Annotated in this window: 16 protein-coding genes; 14 read left to right on the forward strand and 2 right to left on the reverse strand. The window is 64.4% G+C overall.

From position 1 onward, the window contains the following. Positions 1 to 130: 130 nt before the first annotated feature. Both modB and modC read left to right on the forward strand, forming a co-directional pair. Positions 131 to 826 (forward strand): molybdate ABC transporter permease subunit, encoded by a 696-nt coding sequence (modB, locus tag DW352_RS16235; RefSeq protein WP_115692315.1) that lies wholly within the window; start codon positions 131 to 133, stop codon positions 824 to 826. Positions 827 to 979: 153 nt separating this feature from the next. Then, on the forward strand, positions 980 to 1,639 hold the full coding sequence (gene modC / locus DW352_RS16240; protein WP_115692316.1) for a molybdenum ABC transporter ATP-binding protein: 660 nt from the start codon (positions 980 to 982) through the stop codon (positions 1,637 to 1,639). Positions 1,640 to 1,820: 181 nt separating this feature from the next. Here the strand turns inward: modC and DW352_RS16245 are convergent, their stop codons facing one another. Next, positions 1,821 to 2,783: an NAD(P)-dependent oxidoreductase gene (locus DW352_RS16245; RefSeq protein ID WP_115692317.1), complete on the reverse strand. Its 963-nt coding sequence runs from the start codon at positions 2,781 to 2,783 to the stop codon at positions 1,821 to 1,823. Positions 2,784 to 3,041: 258 nt separating this feature from the next. Between DW352_RS16245 and DW352_RS16250 the strand changes: the two genes are divergently transcribed. The 8 genes from DW352_RS16250 to DW352_RS16285 all read left to right on the forward strand — a co-directional run bounded on the left by DW352_RS16250 (position 3,042) and on the right by DW352_RS16285 (position 12,021). Then, positions 3,042 to 3,878, forward strand: a complete 837-nt coding sequence (locus tag DW352_RS16250) for an ABC transporter permease (protein ID WP_115692318.1) — start codon at positions 3,042 to 3,044, stop codon at positions 3,876 to 3,878. Further along, on the forward strand, positions 3,875 to 4,666 hold the full coding sequence (locus DW352_RS16255; RefSeq protein ID WP_115692319.1) for an ABC transporter permease: 792 nt from the start codon (positions 3,875 to 3,877) through the stop codon (positions 4,664 to 4,666). The genes DW352_RS16250 and DW352_RS16255 overlap by 4 nt, the downstream gene beginning before the upstream one ends. A gap of 102 nt (positions 4,667 to 4,768) precedes the next feature. Continuing rightward, positions 4,769 to 5,527 (forward strand): ABC transporter ATP-binding protein, encoded by a 759-nt coding sequence (locus DW352_RS16260; protein WP_115692320.1) that lies wholly within the window; start codon positions 4,769 to 4,771, stop codon positions 5,525 to 5,527. Between the two features lie 27 nt (positions 5,528 to 5,554). Next, positions 5,555 to 6,544: an ABC transporter substrate-binding protein gene (locus tag DW352_RS16265; RefSeq protein ID WP_115692321.1), complete on the forward strand. Its 990-nt coding sequence runs from the start codon at positions 5,555 to 5,557 to the stop codon at positions 6,542 to 6,544. A gap of 226 nt (positions 6,545 to 6,770) precedes the next feature. Beyond that, positions 6,771 to 8,009, forward strand: coding sequence for an LVIVD repeat-containing protein (locus DW352_RS16270; protein ID WP_115692322.1), 1,239 nt, complete (start codon positions 6,771 to 6,773; stop codon positions 8,007 to 8,009). A gap of 126 nt (positions 8,010 to 8,135) precedes the next feature. After that, a complete protein-coding gene (locus DW352_RS16275; protein WP_115692323.1) occupies positions 8,136 to 9,143 on the forward strand; it encodes a CobW family GTP-binding protein in 1,008 nt (335 codons plus the stop codon). A gap of 113 nt (positions 9,144 to 9,256) precedes the next feature. Then, positions 9,257 to 9,721: a (2Fe-2S)-binding protein gene (locus DW352_RS16280; protein ID WP_115692324.1), complete on the forward strand. Its 465-nt coding sequence runs from the start codon at positions 9,257 to 9,259 to the stop codon at positions 9,719 to 9,721. 11 nt (positions 9,722 to 9,732) lie between these two features. Beyond that, positions 9,733 to 12,021, forward strand: coding sequence for a xanthine dehydrogenase family protein molybdopterin-binding subunit (locus DW352_RS16285; RefSeq protein WP_115692325.1), 2,289 nt, complete (start codon positions 9,733 to 9,735; stop codon positions 12,019 to 12,021). A gap of 115 nt (positions 12,022 to 12,136) precedes the next feature. On the opposite strand, the gene DW352_RS16290 is transcribed toward DW352_RS16285, so the two are convergent. Then, positions 12,137 to 13,039 (reverse strand): methylenetetrahydrofolate reductase, encoded by a 903-nt coding sequence (locus DW352_RS16290; protein WP_115692326.1) that lies wholly within the window; start codon positions 13,037 to 13,039, stop codon positions 12,137 to 12,139. Positions 13,040 to 13,147: 108 nt separating this feature from the next. Here DW352_RS16290 and DW352_RS16295 point away from each other — a divergent pair, with 108 nt between their 5' ends. The 4 genes from DW352_RS16295 to DW352_RS16310 all read left to right on the forward strand — a co-directional run bounded on the left by DW352_RS16295 (position 13,148) and on the right by DW352_RS16310 (position 17,350). Then, positions 13,148 to 13,960, forward strand: a complete 813-nt coding sequence (locus tag DW352_RS16295; RefSeq protein WP_115692327.1) for a CoA transferase subunit A — start codon at positions 13,148 to 13,150, stop codon at positions 13,958 to 13,960. A gap of 131 nt (positions 13,961 to 14,091) precedes the next feature. After that, positions 14,092 to 14,844 carry a CoA-transferase gene (locus tag DW352_RS16300; RefSeq protein ID WP_245434145.1) on the forward strand — a complete coding sequence of 251 codons (753 nt, stop codon included), beginning with the start codon at positions 14,092 to 14,094 and terminating at the stop codon, positions 14,842 to 14,844. 79 nt (positions 14,845 to 14,923) lie between these two features. Beyond that, positions 14,924 to 16,015 carry a Gfo/Idh/MocA family protein gene (locus DW352_RS16305; RefSeq protein WP_115692328.1) on the forward strand — a complete coding sequence of 364 codons (1,092 nt, stop codon included), beginning with the start codon at positions 14,924 to 14,926 and terminating at the stop codon, positions 16,013 to 16,015. 219 nt (positions 16,016 to 16,234) lie between these two features. Next, entirely contained in the window at positions 16,235 to 17,350 is a 1,116-nt protein-coding gene (locus tag DW352_RS16310; protein WP_115692329.1) for a Gfo/Idh/MocA family protein, read from the forward strand. Positions 17,351 to 17,363: the final 13 nt, after the last annotated feature.

The raw sequence follows: 17,363 nt of genomic DNA on the forward strand, positions 1-17,363 counted from the left end.
ATTGCACTCGACCCCTCATCCTGAGGTGGCCGCGCCTAGCGCGGCCCTCGAAGGGCGGCGGCCGGGGCCGTCCATCCTGCGAGGCTCGGCGCGCTCCGCGCCTCGCACCTCAGGATGACGGAGATAGTCTATGTTTAACCTCTCTCCCGAAGAATGGATCGCGGTCGCGCTATCCTTGCGCATCGCGGTGGTGGCGACGATCGTGTCGCTGCCGTTTGGCATCGCCGTCGCTTTCCTGCTCGCGCGCACAGACTTCTGGGGCAAGTCGCTGCTCGATGCGATCGTGCATCTGCCGTTGGTGCTGCCGCCGGTCGTCACCGGCTATCTGCTGCTGATCACGCTCGGACGCCGCGCGCCGGTCGGTGCCTTTCTCGCCGATCACTTCGGCATCGTGTTCTCGTTTCGCTGGACCGGCGCGGTGCTGGCCTGCGGCGTGATGGCTTTTCCGCTTCTGGTGCGCGCCATCCGCCTGTCGATCGAAGCCGTCGACGGCAAACTCGAACAGGCCGCCGCCACTTTGGGCGCGCGGCCCTTGCTCGTCTTCTTCAGCGTCACGCTGCCGCTCACGCTGCCCGGCATCATCGCCGGCATGGTGCTGGCTTTCGCCAGGGCCTTGGGTGAGTTCGGCGCGACCATCACCTTCGTGTCGAATATTCCCGGCGAAACACAGACCATCTCGGCGGCGATCTACACGTTGACGCAAGTGCCGGGCGGCGATGCCGCTGCGCTCAAGCTGGTCGTCATCGCCGTCATCATCTCGCTCGCCGCTCTCATGGTGTCGGAATGGTTCGCGCGGCGCGCGGCCATCCGGCTGCGGGGAGAGTGACATGCTCGTAAGCAGGTCCGGCCCCTCTTCCGCTCGTCCCCGCGAAGGTGGGAGCCCAGCGCGACGGTGCAAGCTCGATAGGGCCGGCTGGATTCCCGCTTGCGCGGGAATGAGCGGGCATGAGGTGCACCGCTCTAATTGGAATGCTGTCAAATGCTGACAGTCAAAGTCGAAAAGCAGCTCGGCCAACTGGCGCTGAGCGTCTCCTTCACCAGCGAGGGCGGCGTCACCGCCCTGTTCGGTCCGTCCGGCACCGGCAAGACCAGCGTCATCAACATGATCGCCGGCCTGATCGCGCCGGACCGCGGCCGCATCGCGCTCGACGACACGGTGCTGTTCGACGGCACGGCGCGGATCGACGTTCCGGCCTGGCGGCGCGGCATCGGCATCGTGTTTCAGGAAAGCCGGCTGTTCCCGCACTTCACCGTGAAGCACAATCTCGACTACGGCCGCTGGATGCGCGGACTGAAGGCCGATCCCACGGCATTCGCACACGTTGTGGAGCTGCTCGACATCGGCCCTTTGCTGGCGCGACGACCGGGCAAACTGTCCGGCGGCGAGCGCCAGCGCGTCGCCTTCGGCCGCGCGCTGCTGATGCGACCGCGCCTGTTGCTGCTCGACGAGCCGTTGGCTTCGCTCGACGCCACGCGCAAGCAGGAGATCCTGCCCTATCTCGAACGCCTGCGCGACGACGCGCGTGTGCCGATGATCTATGTCAGCCACGATCCGGCGGAGGTGAAGCGTATCGCAACACGCGTGGTGCGCCTGGACGCAGGCAAGGTCGTGGCCGAAGGCGGCGTGGAGTTGGTGTAGCGTTCAGCTCGCAACTTGCTCTCTTCACCTCTCCCATAGGGAGAGGTCGGCGCACGCAGTGCGCCGGGTGAGGGGTTACAAAGTCCGAGAGTCAGGAGCCCCCTCACCCCAACCCTCTCCCCAGTGGGGAGAGGGAGTCCCGCCTTGCTTGCGGCGATTCATTCAACTCGATGCTGGAGGCTCAGACCTCCAGCCCCGTCTTCACGTTCTTGTTTTCCGAGTCGAGCTTCATGCCGGCGAGTTCCGCCATGGTCTCCGCCATCTTGGCGAAGTCCTCGGCCAGGATCTCTTTGGCGTTCGGCTGCGACAGTGCCTTGCCGATATGTTGCTGGATGACTTCGCGCGTTGCCGCCGTCACCGGCATCGGCACGTCCCATTCGCGGCCGAGCTCAAGGCCGAGATCGAGGTCCTTGCGCAGCAGCTCCGGCGTGAAGGTCGTGGTCCAGTCGAGATTGACCAGCGCCGGCGTCTTGTACGCCGTGAACATCGAGCCCATGACGCCGTTGTTCATGAAGGCGAGGAACGCATGGCGCGGCACGCCCATCTTGTTGGCGAGCAACGTGATCTCGATCAGGTTTTCGATGACGACGCCGAGCATGACGTTGTGCGCGATCTTGCAGATGCGCGCGAGCTCGCCATCGCCGACATAAGACACGCCGCGCGGCGCGAACACTTCGATCACCGGCATCGCGGCCTTCGCCGCCGCTTCCGGGCCAGACACCACCGACGACAGCTTGCCGGCCTTGATGACGAGACCGTTGCCCGACACCGGCGCGCAGACGAACTCGATGCTGCGCTCCTTCAGACGCTCGCGGATGCGCGCCGAGTCGTCGACCGAGATCGACGAACAGTCGACGAAGGTCTTCGGCAGCGCGCCCTTGGCGTTGGTCACGATGCCGTTCGGGCCGAAGTAAACCTCTTCGAGGTCTTTCCCTTCCGACACGATGGCGAACAGCATATCGACACCGGCGAGATCGACCGGCTTGTCGACCACCTTGGCGCCAAGCTTGGTGAGCGGTTCGGCCTTCGCCTTGGTGCGGTTCCAGATCGAGATGTCGTAGCCCGCCTTCGCGAGGCGCTCCGCCATCTGGTAACCCATGCGGCCGACGCCGATCCAACCGATCTTTTGCTTGTTATTCGACATCCCGAAACTCTCCCCAAATTGAACTTGGCACGACGTGTCGCCGGCGCAGCGCTTTAGCCGTTCTGTACGAATTCTGCCAGTGTGGTCCGCCTTCGCAGGTGCAGAACCATCTTCGCTTGTGGTTCGCGGTCAAAGGTCTATCCTTGTCGCAAGTCCGGTCACAAGACCGGCAAATGGCCCGAACAGATACGCGTCGATAAACGGCAGCATAAGCCGGACAAGAGGCCGACAACATAGGGTGGGAGGACGCAGGCACCGATGCAGGATGCCGTCAACACCATCGCCGTTACCGGCACGGATAGCCGGTCGACGCGGCGCGCCGCCGATCACCTGCGCGCGATCTTGCGGAATATGTTTCCTTTCCTCGTGGTGGGACTGCTGTGGGAGATCGTTGCGCGCCTCGGCGTGTTCCCGCCCCGTCTCTTTCCCACTTTGGAAGAAGTCGCCGCCTCGTTTGTGCGGCTCACCGTGTCAGGCATTCTGCCGCACCACGCCATCGAGACGGTCATCCGCCTGCTGTCGGGCTTTGCGCTCGCCGCCATCGCGGGCACGGTCATCGGCATCCTGATGGGCCGTTCGCGGCGCGCCGAAGACATTATGCTGCCACTGGTGAGCATCTGCGCGCCGATACCGGGGCTCGCTTACGCGCCACTGTTCCTGTTGTGGTTCGGCCTCGGCAATGTGTCGGCCGTGCTCTTGGTCGGCTTCGTGTCGGCATTTCCGGTAATCTTCAACAGCTGGACCGGTGTCAAAGCGGTAAAGGAAATCTGGCTGCGCTCGGCGGTGGCCTTGGGCGCGGACGATCGGCGGCTGTTCACGCATGTGATCCTGCCTGGGGCGCTGCCTTACATCCTTACCGGCTTGCGGCTCGGCCTCGCCCAAGCATGGCGCATCCTGGTCGCGGTTGAAATGCTCGCGGCCGTACCCTGGGGGCTGGGCTGGCTGATCTTCGGCGCGCGCGAGTTCCTCAACACCGACGTCATGCTTGCCGGCATCGCCGTCATCGCGCTGATCGGCATCGCGCTCGAGAAGCTCGTGTTCCAGAAGATCGAGGACTACACCGTCGTGCGGTGGGGCATGGTGACAGCGTCATGAGCGAGACAACCACGACCACCCGCTCCTATATCCGTTCAGCGCTGACGCTGATCGTGGTGGCGGCCCTCTACGAAGCCGCGGCCCGCAGCGGCTACTTCGCCGCGGCGCTGATGCCGACATTACCCGCCATCGCCAAGACGTTGTTCGCCGGCATTGCCGACGGTTCGCTGATCGAGCATGCCGCCTTCACGCTCGGCCGCGTGCTCGCGGGCTTTGTCCTCGCCGTCATCGTCAGCATCCCGCTCGGCATCCTGATGGCCAGGTTCAAGCCGGTCGAGAACTTCTGCCTGCCGCTCGTTTCCGCGCTGATGCCGATTCCGTCCTTCGCGCTGGTGCCGCTGTTCATGCTGTGGTTCGGCATCGGCGATCTCACCACCGTGCTGATCGTCTTCTATGCGGCCACCTTCCCGCTGTTGTTCAACACCTGGTCGGGCGTGCGCGCGGTCAATCCGTTGTGGCTGCGCGCCGCCGGCAGCATGGGTGCGGACGAAGGCCGGCTGTTCTGGAAGGTCATCATCCCCGGCGCTTCGCCCTTCATCATCACCGGCATGCGGCAGTCTTTCTTGCGCGCCTGGATCGCGGTGGTCGGCGCCGAGATGATCGCCGCCTCCGATTGGGGTCTCGGCTGGGTCATCTTCGACGCCAAGGAGTTCCTCAACGCCGATGTCATGCTGGCCTCGCTGATCGTGATCGGCGCGATCGGCTACGTATTCGAACGCCTCGTGTTCGGCAGCATCGAGAAGGCGACGGTGCTGCGTTGGGGCATGATGCGCGCAGCGAAGGGATAGGACGCAATGTCCGGCAGCACATTCAGCTCTCCTCCGTCACCCTGAGGCTGCCGCCGCAGGCTTGCACCTCAAGATGATGGGACAAGGTCGGGAACAAGAAACATGATGCCTATCGACATTCGCGACGTAAGCCTGATGTACAACACCCCCGGCGGCAAAGTGCCGGGCATCAAGGACGTCAACGTCCAGATCGACGCCTCCGAGTTCATCTGCATCGTCGGCCCGTCGGGCTGCGGCAAGTCGACCTTGCTCAACATCGTCGCCGGGTTCCTCGCGCCGGCGGCCGGCGAGATTCGCATCGGCGGCAAACCGGTGTCGGGCCATGGCACGGACCGCGGCGTCGTTTTCCAGGATTTCGCGCAGCTCTTCCCATGGCGCACCGCGCTCGGCAATGTCGCCTTCGGCCTCGAGATGCGCGGCGTGCCGAAGGAGGAGCGCGAGAAGATCGCGCGCGAGCAGTTGCGGCTGGTGAAGCTCGAGAAATTCACCGGCTCGTTCCCGCACCATCTCTCCGGCGGCATGCAGCAACGGGTCGCTATCGCCCGCGCGCTCGCTTACAACCCCGCCGTCTTATTGATGGACGAGCCCTTCGCCGCGCTCGATGCGCTGACCCGCGACGACATGCAGCGGCTGCTCGCCGACGTCTGGCGCGAGACGCGCAAGACCGTGATCTACGTCACGCACAACGTCGCGGAAGCGGTCTATCTCGCCGACCGCGTGATCGTGATGACGCCGCATCCCGGCACGGTGAAGACCGAGATCAAGATCGACCTGCCGCGGCCGCGCGATCCGCTGAGCGTGGAATTTCTCGAGTGCCAGAAGGACCTGCTCCGACAGCTCGGGCAGGAAGTCGCGCACTAATACAATAAACAACCGGGAGGACGACGAATGCGTACCCTGAACCGAGGGATCACCCGCCGGCATGTTATCGCGGCGGGCGGCGCCGGTGTCTTAGCGGCCGGCGTCGGCCTGCGGCCCGCTTTCGCGGCGGATACGATACGCCAAGGCTATCAGACGAACATGTGGGGCATGCCGACCTATTATCTCATGCGGTCGGGCTACCTGGAGAAGCACGGCATCAAGTTCGAGGAATTCGGCGTGCCGTCCGGCAACCTCACCATGCAACAGATGGTCGCCCGCCAGGTGGACCTCGGCACCTATGCCGGCCCGTCGTTCGCCCTCGGTCACGATAAAGGCGGCCTGATCGCCATTGCCATGATCGAGTATGTCGGCAAGACGGCGCGCGTGATCGCGCGCAAGGATCTCGGCATCACCAAAGTCGAGCAACTCAAGGGCCTCAAGGTCGCCAACCAGACCGGCTCCTCCGTCGCCAATATCTTCGTCGACCAGATCGCGCCAAAAGCCGGCCTGAAGAAGGGCGACTTTCAGGAAGTCCGTATGAACGTGAACGACATGGTGGCGGCGATGGCCGCCAAGACCGTGGACGCCATGGTCAATGTCGAGCCCTACAATGCGATCGCGGAAGCCGATGGCACCGGCGTGTCGATTTCCGAGTTCTACGAGTTCGACAAGATGCCGGTCTTCATGGCGGCGACGCCCGACTTCATCGCCAAGAGCCCGGATACGGCGGTCGCCTACCTGAAAGCCTGGCTCGACGTCGCCAAGGATTTCAAGAACGAACCTAAGAAGGTGGCTGACGCGATCTACGAGTTCTACACGTCCAAGGGCTATCAGTTGTCGAAAGACACCTTCGCCAAGGCGCTGGCCCGCGTTGAGGTGCAGCCCGGCTGGCCCGACGACCTCAAGCCGTACATGACCCACCACGCGCAGATCCTGCTCGATACCAAGAAGATCAAGGCCATCCCGGATTGGGACAAGGCCTTCCGTATGGACTTCCTGAAGAAGGCGATGGCGTAAGAGAAAGCCGCTATGCGCTGAACGACTGACTCGTCATGGCCGGGCTTGTCCCGGCCATGAACGTCTTGCTTAATAGCGATCCGCGCTATTCTCACCGAACGCGCGGATGCCCGGCGTCAAGCCGGGCCTGACGCACGATAACACCCGCCGACCTTCAACCGCTTTCGCAATACGAAATGCGTCCCTCCGCTCCGCGGAGGACGGAAATAGGAAAACGGAGACGCCAATGCCCGCCACGAACCCGCTGAACAAAAGCGGAGAGCCGGTCGCCTGGAATTTCAAGCTGCTCGCCCAAAACGATCTCGGCGGCTTCGGCGGCATGGGCGAAGGCGTGTCGCTGCAACTGGCCAAGGACGGCCGGCGCATCCTTTGGCTGGCGCATGAGAGCGCGCCGAAGAACTTCACCGGCGTCGACGTCTCCGATCCGCGCAATCCCAAGGTCGTGGTGCAGACCGACCTGCCGCAAAAACACATGCGCTCCAATTCGCTGGAGACCGTCGGCGACATCATGGTGGTCGCGTATCAAACCCAGAAAGTCGGCCTGCAGCCCGCCGGCATGGAGATTTTCGACATCTCGGTACCGGAAAACCCGCGATCGGTCGGCTTCTTCGACTGCTCCGGGCCGACGTCACGCGGCGTGCACCAGCTCTGGTTCTGCGACGGCGAGTACGTGCACATGGCGTCCGGCGCGCCGGACTTCAAACCGAGCCACCCAAACGACGACCAGTTCTACCGCTGCATCGACGTACGCAATCCGTCGAAGCCGGTCGAAGTCGGCCGCTGGTGGATGCCCGGCACCTCGGCGACCGACAACGTGCCGCCGCCGCCGCGCCATCCGCTCGACAAGGGCTATCGCGCGCACAACACCAATTGCTATCCGCAGCGGCCCGACCGGCTCTACCTCTGCTACATCGACGGCGGCATGTTCGTGATGGACATCAAGGACAAGGCCAGTCCGAAGGTCATCTCGCACTGGACCAACTCGCCGCCTTACACCGGCTTCATGCACACCGCGGTGCCGCTGTTCGACCGCAACCTGATGCTGGTGACGGACGAGTCGACCGAAGACGGCGCCAAAGACTGGCCGAAGCTGATCTGGGTGCTGGACATGCGCGACGAGACGCATCCCGTATCGATCGCCACCTGTCCGCTGCCGCCGGTCGATGCCTACAAGGATCGCGGCGGCCGCTTCGGCGCGCACAACATCCACGAGAACGTGCCGCTGCCGCAATCGTGGCAGAACGACCAGATCGTGATCGGCACCTTCTTCAACGGCGGCCTGCGCGCCTACGACATCGCCAATCCGTACCAGCCCAAGGAGATCGCCGCGTTCGTGCCGCCGGCACCGAAAGGTTCGTCGGTCGGGGCGATCCAGCTCAACGATGTGTTCGTCGACGAGCGCGGCATCGTCTACACGGTCGACCGCTTCAGCGGCGGGCTTTATGTGCTGGAGATGGAGTTCTAGCACGAAGCGTCATCGAACCCGCTCATTCCCGCGAAAACGGGAATGAGCGGAAGATGCTGCTCTTGGCGCAATGGCCCGCTCAGTGTTTACTGGATCGCCCGCTTTCGCGGGCGATGACGGTATGAGATGAACTCCCCCTTCCCTTCCCCCTCTGCCGGCCCCTTCGGCCGGCGTCTCAAGCGCGAACGCGGCGCCAAAGTGCCGGTCACGATCGTCACCGGCTTCCTCGGCGCCGGCAAGACAACGCTGATCAACCGCTTCCTGGCGACGCCGGAAGGGCAAGGCACCGCCGTGGTGGTGAACGAGTTCGGCGCCGTCGGCATCGACGATGCGCTGATCCGCGAAAGCGCCGACGAGACCGTGCTGCTCGGCAACGGGTGCCTGTGCTGTATCGCGCGCAGCGACCTTCAGGAAGCGCTGCGACGCCTGGTGATCGAGCGCGAGCGCGGCGAGATTCCCGACTTCAAGCGCATCGTCATCGAAACCTCGGGCCTCGCCGATCCCTCGCCCATCCTGCAGACCTTCGCCACCGACCGCGCGCTCGGCGACATGTTTCATGTCGATGTGGTGCTGACGGTGGTCGACGCCGCGACCGGTCCCGACACGCTGGGCTGGTCGGCCGAAGCCCGCAAGCAGACGATCCTCGCCGACCGGCTGGCCATCACCAAGACCGACATTGCCGGCGCCCCCGAGGCGCTTATTGCGCATCTCAATACGCTCAATCCGAACGCCGATATCGTCAGGTCCGCCAACGGCGCGCTCGATCCGCGCTGCTTCACCGAACCGGCCGCCCTTCAGCGCAACGCCTTCGTGGCGGAAGCCGAGCATAGCGACGGCATCGGCAGCTTCGTCCTGACCGAAGAAGCGTCCTTACCGTGGCCCGCCTTCGCCAAGACCATGGATACGCTCATCGCGCTACGCGGACCGGATCTCTTGCGCGTGAAGGGGTTCCTCAACGTCGAAGGCTGCAAGGGACCCGTGGTGGTGCAGTTCGTGCAGCATCTCGCGCCTCCGCCGGTGGAACTCGATGCGTGGCCCGACGGCAACCGGTCGAGCCGCGTCGTATTCATCACGCGCGGGCTTGGTGAGAAGCAGGTACGGGACCTGTTCGCTGCGGTGCGGTCGCTTCTTTAAGCCGACATCGCTCCGCACGATCACATTTTAGCGACCCCGATTTCCAGAACGTCGACGCGGGTCTAGCCTGCGACTCACAAGGCCGGCGGACAACGGCTATCGGGAGATCGACAATGCCAAAGATGGATCTGACGGTGAACGGCACGACGCACGCGATCGAAGCCGATCCCGACATGCCGTTGCTTTACGCGCTGCGCGACGATCTTGGTTTGAACAACCCGCACTTCGGCTGCGGCTTGGCGCAATGCGGTGCATGCACCGTGTGGCTCGATGGCCAACCGACGCGCTCCTGCATCACGCCGTTATCGGCGGTCGGCAACGCCAAGATCACCACGCTCGCCGGTCTCGGCACACCCGAGAAACCGCACCCGATTCAGGCCGCTTACGTGGAGGAGCAGGTTCCTCAGTGCGGCTACTGCATCAATGGCTGGCTCATGACCGCCGCCGCATTTCTGCGCGACAAGAAGAAGCCGACCGAAGCCGAGATCAAGGAAGCGCTCACCGGCCTCAAGTGCCGCTGCGGCACCCACATCAGCATCCTGAAGGCGGTGAAGCGTGCCGCCGAGATGATGGGCTGAGGGAGGTCGCCATGACGAAACACGAGAGCAAGATTTCTTTTACCCGCCGTGCCGCGCTGCTCGGCGGCGGCGCCCTGGTCGTATCCATCGGCGCGCCGATGACGCTCGATCGGGTTCTCGAGATCGGACAGGCGCATGCGCAAGGCGCCAAACCGCCGCTGACGCCGGACCAGTTGTCCTCTTACCTTGCGGTGAATGCGGACGGCACGATCTCCGCCTATTTCGGCAAGATGGACATGGGCCACGGCCTGCATGTCGCCATCGGCCAGATCGTCGCGGAAGAACTCGATGCGCCGTTCAAGGCCGTCAAAGTGATCATGGGCGATACGGCCAACTCCGTGAACCAGGGCGGCGCTTCGGGCTCGACCGGCGTGCAGTTCGGCGGCAAGCAGATGCGCGTGGCCGCCGCGGAAGCGCGGCGCGTCCTCGTCGACATGGCGGCGCGCCATCTGGCGATGCCCGCCGACCAGCTTCTGGTCAAAGACGGCGTGGTGAGCGCCAAAGGCGACACCGCAAAGCGCGTCACCTATGCCGAATTGGTCGGCGGCCGTTATTTCAACGTTCAGCTCGCTTGGAACAAACAGTACGGCAACCCGCTCTACGCGCCCGGTAAAGCGCAGCCGAAAAAACCGAGCGAGCACACCGTCGTCGGCCAACCGATCAAACGCGAGGACGTGGCGCCGAAGGTCTTCGCCCAACAGGACTTCGTCACCGACATCAAAGTGCCTGGCATGATGCATGGGCGCATGATCCGCCCGGCGGTGGCGGGCGCGACGCCGGTGAAGGTCGACGAGAGCAGCATCAAGGACATCCCGGGCGCCAAGGTCGTCTGGGACAAGGGCTTCCTCGGCGTCGTCGCCGACAAGGAATGGGACGCCATCAAAGCGGCACAGCAATTGAAGGTGGCGTGGTCGCAAACGCAGGCGCCCTTCCCCGACCAAGCGAAGCTGTTCGAGCACATCCGTAACGCACCGGTGCGCAAGCGCGCAGTGGAGCAGCAGAACGGCAATGTCGACGAGGCCTTCAAGAACGCCGCGAAGGTGATCGAGGCCGAGTATGAATGGCCGTTCCAATCGCACGCGAGCATGGGGCCGGCCTGCGCGCTGGTGGAGATCAAGGACGGCCAAATCACCTGCTGGAGCGGAACGCAGAAGTCGCACTTCGTGCAACAGGGCCTGGCCGCGACCTTGAACGTGCCGGCCGAGAGCGTCCGCGTCATCTGGACCCCCGGCCCGGGCTCCTACGGCCGTAACGACGCAGACGATGCGGCGATGGACGCCGCCGTGTTGGCCAAGGCGGTCGGCCGCCCCGTGCGCGTGCAATATATGCGCGACCAGGGCACCGGCTGGGACCCGAAAGGGCCCGCCTCAATCCACAAGGCGCGCGCCGCACTCGACGCCTCGGGCAAGCTGATCGGCTATGAATTCGTGAGCAAGGCTTTCTCGCGCGTCGACGTCGATACCAATGGCAGCAAGCCTTACGACACCTTGGCAGGCCAAACGCTAGGCGTGGCCCTGAAATCCGGCGACGGCTTCGGTACGCCGGCCGAATCCTACGCGATCGACAACAAGCGACTCTCCTGGGAGACCATTCCGCCGTTGCTCGACCGCGCCTCGCCGTTGCGCACCTCGCATCTGCGCGATCCCGTTGGGCCGCAGATCCATTTCGCCAGCGAAAGCTTCATCGACGAAGTCGCGGCAGCAGTGAATGTCGACCCGGTCGCGTTCCGCCTCCGCCATGCCACCGACCCACGCGATATCGCGGTCATCAAGGCCGCGGCGGAGAAGGCGAACTGGCAGACGCGGTCGTCGCCCCGCCGCGACCAAAGCGGCAGCAAACTATCGGGACGCGGCATAGCCTACGCGCAGCGCAGCGGCACCCGCGTCGCGGTGATCGCCGAGGTCGATGTCGACCGCAGCAGCGGCAAGATCTGGGCGCGGAAATTCACGGTCGCGCACGACTGCGGACAGATCATCAACCCGGATGGGCTGGTGAAATGCGTCGAGGGCAACATCGTGCAAGGCGTCAGCCGCACGTTGTGGGAGGAAGTCACCTTCGACCGCAACACCGTCACCAGCATCGATTGGATCAGTTATCCGATCCTCGACATCACCGAGACCCCGGCCGAGGTGAATGTGGTGCTGATCAATCACCCGGAGATCGCGCCCTCCGGCGCCGGCGAGCCGTCGATCCGGCCGGTGGCTGCCGCCATCGGCAACGCCATCTTCGACGCGACCGGCGTGCGAATCCGGCGCGTACCGTTCTCGCCGGAACGGGTGAAGGAGGCGTTGAGTTCGTAGGCCGTTGTCATCGCCGGGCCGGCGCGCAGCGTCGTGGCCCGCTATGACGGAAACGATGCGAGGCGGAGAAAGGCTCTCGCCGGGATGCCCGCGGGCGCGGGCATGACGGCGGTGGTCACCGCTTGATCAGCGTCCGTGCCTCGACGATGACATCGGCCACCGCGGCATCGTTGTTCGGCGCCATGATATGGCAGCCGGCGACGTCGGGGATCGCAGCGAGTTCGGAAATCACTTCGACGCAGATGCGCTTGCCCTCGGCGACCGGATCGCTCGCCGCCTCCATGCGCTCCACATAGGCGTCGGGGATGATGGTGCCGAATAGCTTCTCCTTCATCCAGCGCGCCGACTTCGCCGAACGCAACGGACATACGCCGATGAGGAACGACAGCTTGCCGGCAAGGCCGTGCTCGGCGAGCCGGGCCATGTAGCGGCGCACGATGCCGGCATCCATGCAGAACTGCGTCTGCACGAACTGCGCGCCGGCCGTCTGCTTGGCGATGAGCCCCTTGGGCTCCCAGCCGGGCGGTGGATCGATCGGACTGTCGGCCGCGCCGAGAAAGAACGATGCCTTGCCCGTGACCTTGCGGCCGGTCGGCAACTCGCTTGTATCACGCAGGCGACGGGCCAGTTCGGTGAGCTGGCGCGTGTCGAGATCGAACACCGCTTTGGCGTCCGGCTGATCGCCCGCGCTCGGATCGTCACCGCGCAGCATCAAGAGGTTCTCGATGCCCCAGGCGGCCGCGCTGATGAGATCGCTTTGCAACGCGATGCGGTTACGGTCGCGGCAGGTGAGTTGCAGGATCGGCTCGATGCCTTGCTCCAACAGCGTCGCGGCGGCGGTGAGCGCGCCGAGATGCGGCCTTGCGCCCGCGCCGTCGGTGACGTTCACCGCGTCGGCGAGACCTTTGAGCGGCGACGCCTTAGCGACGAGTTCGCCGCGATCGAATGAAACCGGCGGCGTGACTTCGGCCGTGAGAACAAAACGGCCTTTGGCGAGCTTGTCCTGCAAACGTGTCATGCTCTGCACGTCGCAGAATTGTCTTTACCTGGCAAGCGCAAGAATGAGAAAAATGCGCGTCGCCACAGTGGGCGGCGGCCCAAAGCGCCGAAGAGCACGAGGCCCGTTATGATCGAGACAACGCTCGAGGAAGCGCTCGCGCCCATCGCCGACGGCTGCATGCTGGTGGTGCCGCGCGAAGTCGCGGGCGTGCCCATGGCGGCGACACGCGCGCTCATCCGGCGCGGCGTGAAGAACCTGCATCTCATCGCGCTGCCCACGTCGAGCCTGCAGGCCGACATTCTGATCGGCGCCGGCTGCGTGGCGACGTTGGAGACGAGCGCGGTCAGCCTCGGCGAGCTCGGTCCCGCGCCGCGCTTCAACGCCGCGATCACCGGCGGCACGATCGTCATGAAGGATGCCACCTGCCCGGCGCTGCACGCCGCCTTGCAGGCGGCGGAGAAAGGCGTGCCCTTCATGCCCCTGCGCGGACTGATCGGATCCGACGTGCTGAAGTATCGCGACGACTGGAAGGTAATCGACAGTCCGTTCGGCAACGACGATCCCATCGTGCTGTTGCCGGCGCTGAAGCCCGACGTCGCGCTGCTGCATGCGCCGATGGCCGACCGTTTCGGCAATGTGTGGATCGGCCGCCAGCGCGAACTCGTCACCATGGCGCACGCGGCAACGCGGACGATCGCGACGGTCGAGAAGATCGTCGACAACGATCTGCTCGCCGACCCGCTGACGGCGGCCGGCACGCTGCCGGGCTTTTACGTGGAGACGGTCGCCGTCGCCGAGCGCGGCGCCTGGCCTTTGCCGCTGCCCGACCATTACGCGGCGGACGCGGAGCACCTCGCGCTCTACGCCAAAATGGCGGCGACGGCGGAAGGCTTCACGGACTATCTCGACAGGTATGTGCATGAGAAGCGCGCGGCTTAGCTTTCTGTCGTCCCGGCGAGCGTTCGCGAGGCCCGGGACCCATACGCCGCAGCCTATCGAGACGACACGGCGTATGGGTCCCCGCCTGCGCGGGGACGACAGATGACAACAACACCGAGGAGCAGGCGAAAGTGAACATCCGCGACGAAGAACTGCTCGCCGATGTCATCACGCGGCTGATCGGCGACGTGCGCCATGTCGCCGTCGGCAATGCCTCGCCCATTCCGGCGACCGCCGCGTTGCTCGCGCGCGCCCGCGGCAGGTTACAAGGCGTGGGCCGGCCCTATGTCTCCCTGCTCGGCAGCGCCAAGCACACGTTCTGGACCGATGGCGGCCGCGAATTGTTCGATTGCGCCGGCCAGGGCCGCATCGACGTGTTCTTTCTCTCCGGCGGACAGATCGACGGCCACGGCAACATCAACCTGGTCGAGATCGGCCCGCACGACCATCCCAAGGTGCGCTTTCCCGGCTCGTTCGGCTCGGCATACCTTTATTTCGTGGTGCCGAAAGTCATCCTCTTCCGCACCGAACATTCCCGCCGCACTTTGGTGCCGCAGGTCGACTTCATCAGCGCCCCCGGGGCGAGCGACCCCAATGTCTTCCGCACGGGCGGACCGATCGCGCTCGTCACCAACCGCTGCCTGTTCTCGTTCAAGGACGGGCGGTTCACGCTCGACAGCGTGCATCCCGGTCACACCGTCGAGGAAGTGATCGAGCACACCGGTTTCGATTTCGACAGGCCGAAAGACGTGCCGACGACGGCCGCGCCTTCCGCTGAAACGCTTGCGCTCATGCGCGGCGACGTCGCGCGCGAATTGGCCGGCGTCTATCCGCACTTCGCGCGGCAGGTGTTCGGCGTCGCGGCAGACGCTTTCGCGAAGTGAAAACGCTTCGCTTTTGACCGCTGCGATAGAACCGTTACTCTCCCACCCAACGACAAGACAACGTTGGGAGAAACGACCGGTGAAGACAGTGGAAGCGGCGGTGATCGGCGTCGGCTGGATCGGCGGCCTGCGCGCGGAAACGCTCTCGCGCACCGCGCTGTGCGACAAACTGCACCTTTGCGACATCAAGCCCGACCGGCTCGCCGAGGTGAAGGCGCTGTACAATCCGGCCAGCACCACGCTCGACTATAACGACATCATCAACAATCCGAACATCTCTGTCGTGTACGTCTCGACCACGCCGGAGGCGAACCACTATCCGATCGCGCGCGACTGCCTCAAAGGCGGCAAGCACGTGATGCTAGAGAAGCCGATCGCCCTGGAGCTGTGGGAAGCGGACGAGCTCATCCACCTGTCCAAGACGAACAACCTCAAATTCACCATCGGCTATTCGCAGCGGTTCAACACCAAGATCGCCTACGCCAAGAAGAAGATCGTCGACGGCACGCTTGGCAATGTCGTCTCGGTGCTGGTCAGCCGCCATCTCTCGCGCGAGCTCGGCAAGAAGATCGCCGGCCGCGTCCGGCTTTCCCCGGTGGTGATGGAGTCGACCCACGATCTCGACTTCGTCTACTGGCTTCTCGAACCGGCCAAGCCCGTGCGCGTCTACTCGCAAGGCGCCTATGGCTACATGCAACCGGTGAACGGCTCGCACGACGTCATGTTCACCACCGTCACCATGGACAACGGCGTGGTGGTGATGATCGGCGGCGGCTGGAACCTGCCGCCGAGCTATCCGAACTACTGCTCGACCTGGATCGAGATCACCGGCACCGACGGCTCGCTGTTCCTCGACGACACGCAGCGCGACAACTGGCTCAACACCGCGCGGCGCGGCCAGGAATTCCCGATGTCGACGATGCCGGGCGAAATGGTCGACCATGTCTTCGCCGGCGGCATCGGTCCGGAGACAATCTACTTCCTGGAATCCTGCATCAAGAACCGCCCGGTGATGGTGACGCCCGAGAGCGCGCGCTGCGTGATGGAGACCTACAGCGCCGCCGATCTCTCCGCCGACCGCGGCGAGCCGGTCAATTTGCCGCTCAGCAACGAGACGATCTCGGCCATCGCCGATTTCAAACAGAAGATTCGAGCAGGTTTGAATGTGTAGCTCTCCCGCATCCGCGCGCGCAGCGCTCGCCGCACGTGCCCTCTCCCCTTGCGGGAGAGGGCAGCGATGGTGGTTCCGCAAATTTGGCTGGGTGAGGGGTCGGCGCTCATCCGAAAGTAGAACCCCTCACCCATCCTTTGCGATTGCGCTGCTGCGGACGCCCTCTCCCGCAAGGGGAGAGGGCGCAACGACTATCGCTGCAATGGATAGGCACTGCGGATGAAAAGAAACGCCAAGCGCCTCGGCCTTGCGATCATCGGCGGCGGCCGCGTCGGCCTATTCCGCGGCGAGGTGGCGGCACGGCATCCGGCCGTCGAATGGATTGGCCTCGCCGAGAAGAACCCCAATCGCGCCGGCGACGTCGGACCAAAGATCGACGCGGATTTCGTCACGCAAAGTCATGTCGAGCTGATCAAACGCCCGGAGGTCAACTGCGCCATCATCGCGACCGATGAGCATCTGCACGTCGATCCGATCATGGCCTGCATCGAACGCGGCATTCCGATGCTGATCGAAAAGCCGTTGGCCACGCGTCTCGACGAATCCGCGCGCGTGCTCAAGCTCATCAAAGAGGCCAAGCTCGACGCCGTGGTCGGCTACACACAACGCTTCCGTCGCCGCTGGCTCGCAGCCAAGGAAAAATGCCGCACTGGCGCGCTTGGCGATGTGACCCTCGTCACCTCGCGCGCCTTCATGAACCGGCTGGTGGCGATCGACAACTACAAACGCACCGACGATCCGAGCACGATTTCGCCGATGGTCATCTCCGGCACGCATGCGCTCGACATCTGCATGTGGTGCCTGGAAGGCAAGACGCCGGTCGAGGTCTATGCCCGCTCGATCGACAAGGTGATGGGCCCGCTCTACAAGGGCATCGACGCGACGGCCGGCATGATCACCTTCGACGACGGGACCGTCTATCATCTCAGCATGTCGTGGGCGATGCCGGTGACATGGCCGGCGGCGGTCTATTCGCTCGAGGTCGGCATTTCCGGCACGACAGGCGTGCTCACCATCGACGACACGCACCGCGATATCGTGCTCGCCGTGTCGAAACCGCAGTCGGAAGGCTACAACCCCGACTCAACGCGTCTCGTGGACTTCATGGGCAGCTATCCGCCGGGCGACATGGCACTCGGCGAGTTGCGCGGGCCGATGGCCGAGGAAACCGTGAGTTGGCTCAACCGCATCGCGCTCGGCCTGCCGACGGCCGCGGCGACGGTGGAAGAAGCGCACCGCAATCTGATGCTGACCAAGGCGCTCGATCTCTCGGCCAAGCGCAGGAAGCCGCTGCAATTGCCGCTCAGCGAGGAGGATATGAAGGAGGTTGCATAGCTGCGGTACGCGA

The organism is Pseudolabrys taiwanensis (genome assembly GCF_003367395.1).
Lineage (GTDB): Bacteria > Pseudomonadota > Alphaproteobacteria > Rhizobiales > Xanthobacteraceae > Pseudolabrys > Pseudolabrys taiwanensis.

Excerpts from the sequence above, each read along its gene's own strand:
- modB (WP_115692315.1), top strand. The coding sequence starts at position 131 with ATGTTTAACCTCTCTCCCGAAGAATGGATCGCGGTCGCGCTATCCTTG.
- modC (WP_115692316.1), top strand. The coding sequence starts at position 980 with ATGCTGACAGTCAAAGTCGAAAAGCAGCTCGGCCAACTGGCGCTGAGC.
- DW352_RS16245 (WP_115692317.1), bottom strand. The coding sequence starts at position 2,783 with ATGTCGAATAACAAGCAAAAGATCGGTTGGATCGGCGTCGGCCGCATG.
- DW352_RS16250 (WP_115692318.1), top strand. The coding sequence starts at position 3,042 with ATGCAGGATGCCGTCAACACCATCGCCGTTACCGGCACGGATAGCCGG.
- DW352_RS16255 (WP_115692319.1), top strand. The coding sequence starts at position 3,875 with ATGAGCGAGACAACCACGACCACCCGCTCCTATATCCGTTCAGCGCTG.
- DW352_RS16260 (WP_115692320.1), top strand. The coding sequence starts at position 4,769 with ATGATGCCTATCGACATTCGCGACGTAAGCCTGATGTACAACACCCCC.
- DW352_RS16265 (WP_115692321.1), top strand. The coding sequence starts at position 5,555 with ATGCGTACCCTGAACCGAGGGATCACCCGCCGGCATGTTATCGCGGCG.
- DW352_RS16270 (WP_115692322.1), top strand. The coding sequence starts at position 6,771 with ATGCCCGCCACGAACCCGCTGAACAAAAGCGGAGAGCCGGTCGCCTGG.
- DW352_RS16275 (WP_115692323.1), top strand. The coding sequence starts at position 8,136 with ATGAACTCCCCCTTCCCTTCCCCCTCTGCCGGCCCCTTCGGCCGGCGT.
- DW352_RS16280 (WP_115692324.1), top strand. The coding sequence starts at position 9,257 with ATGCCAAAGATGGATCTGACGGTGAACGGCACGACGCACGCGATCGAA.
- DW352_RS16285 (WP_115692325.1), top strand. The coding sequence starts at position 9,733 with ATGACGAAACACGAGAGCAAGATTTCTTTTACCCGCCGTGCCGCGCTG.
- DW352_RS16290 (WP_115692326.1), bottom strand. The coding sequence starts at position 13,039 with ATGACACGTTTGCAGGACAAGCTCGCCAAAGGCCGTTTTGTTCTCACG.
- DW352_RS16295 (WP_115692327.1), top strand. The coding sequence starts at position 13,148 with ATGATCGAGACAACGCTCGAGGAAGCGCTCGCGCCCATCGCCGACGGC.
- DW352_RS16310 (WP_115692329.1), top strand. The coding sequence starts at position 16,235 with ATGAAAAGAAACGCCAAGCGCCTCGGCCTTGCGATCATCGGCGGCGGC.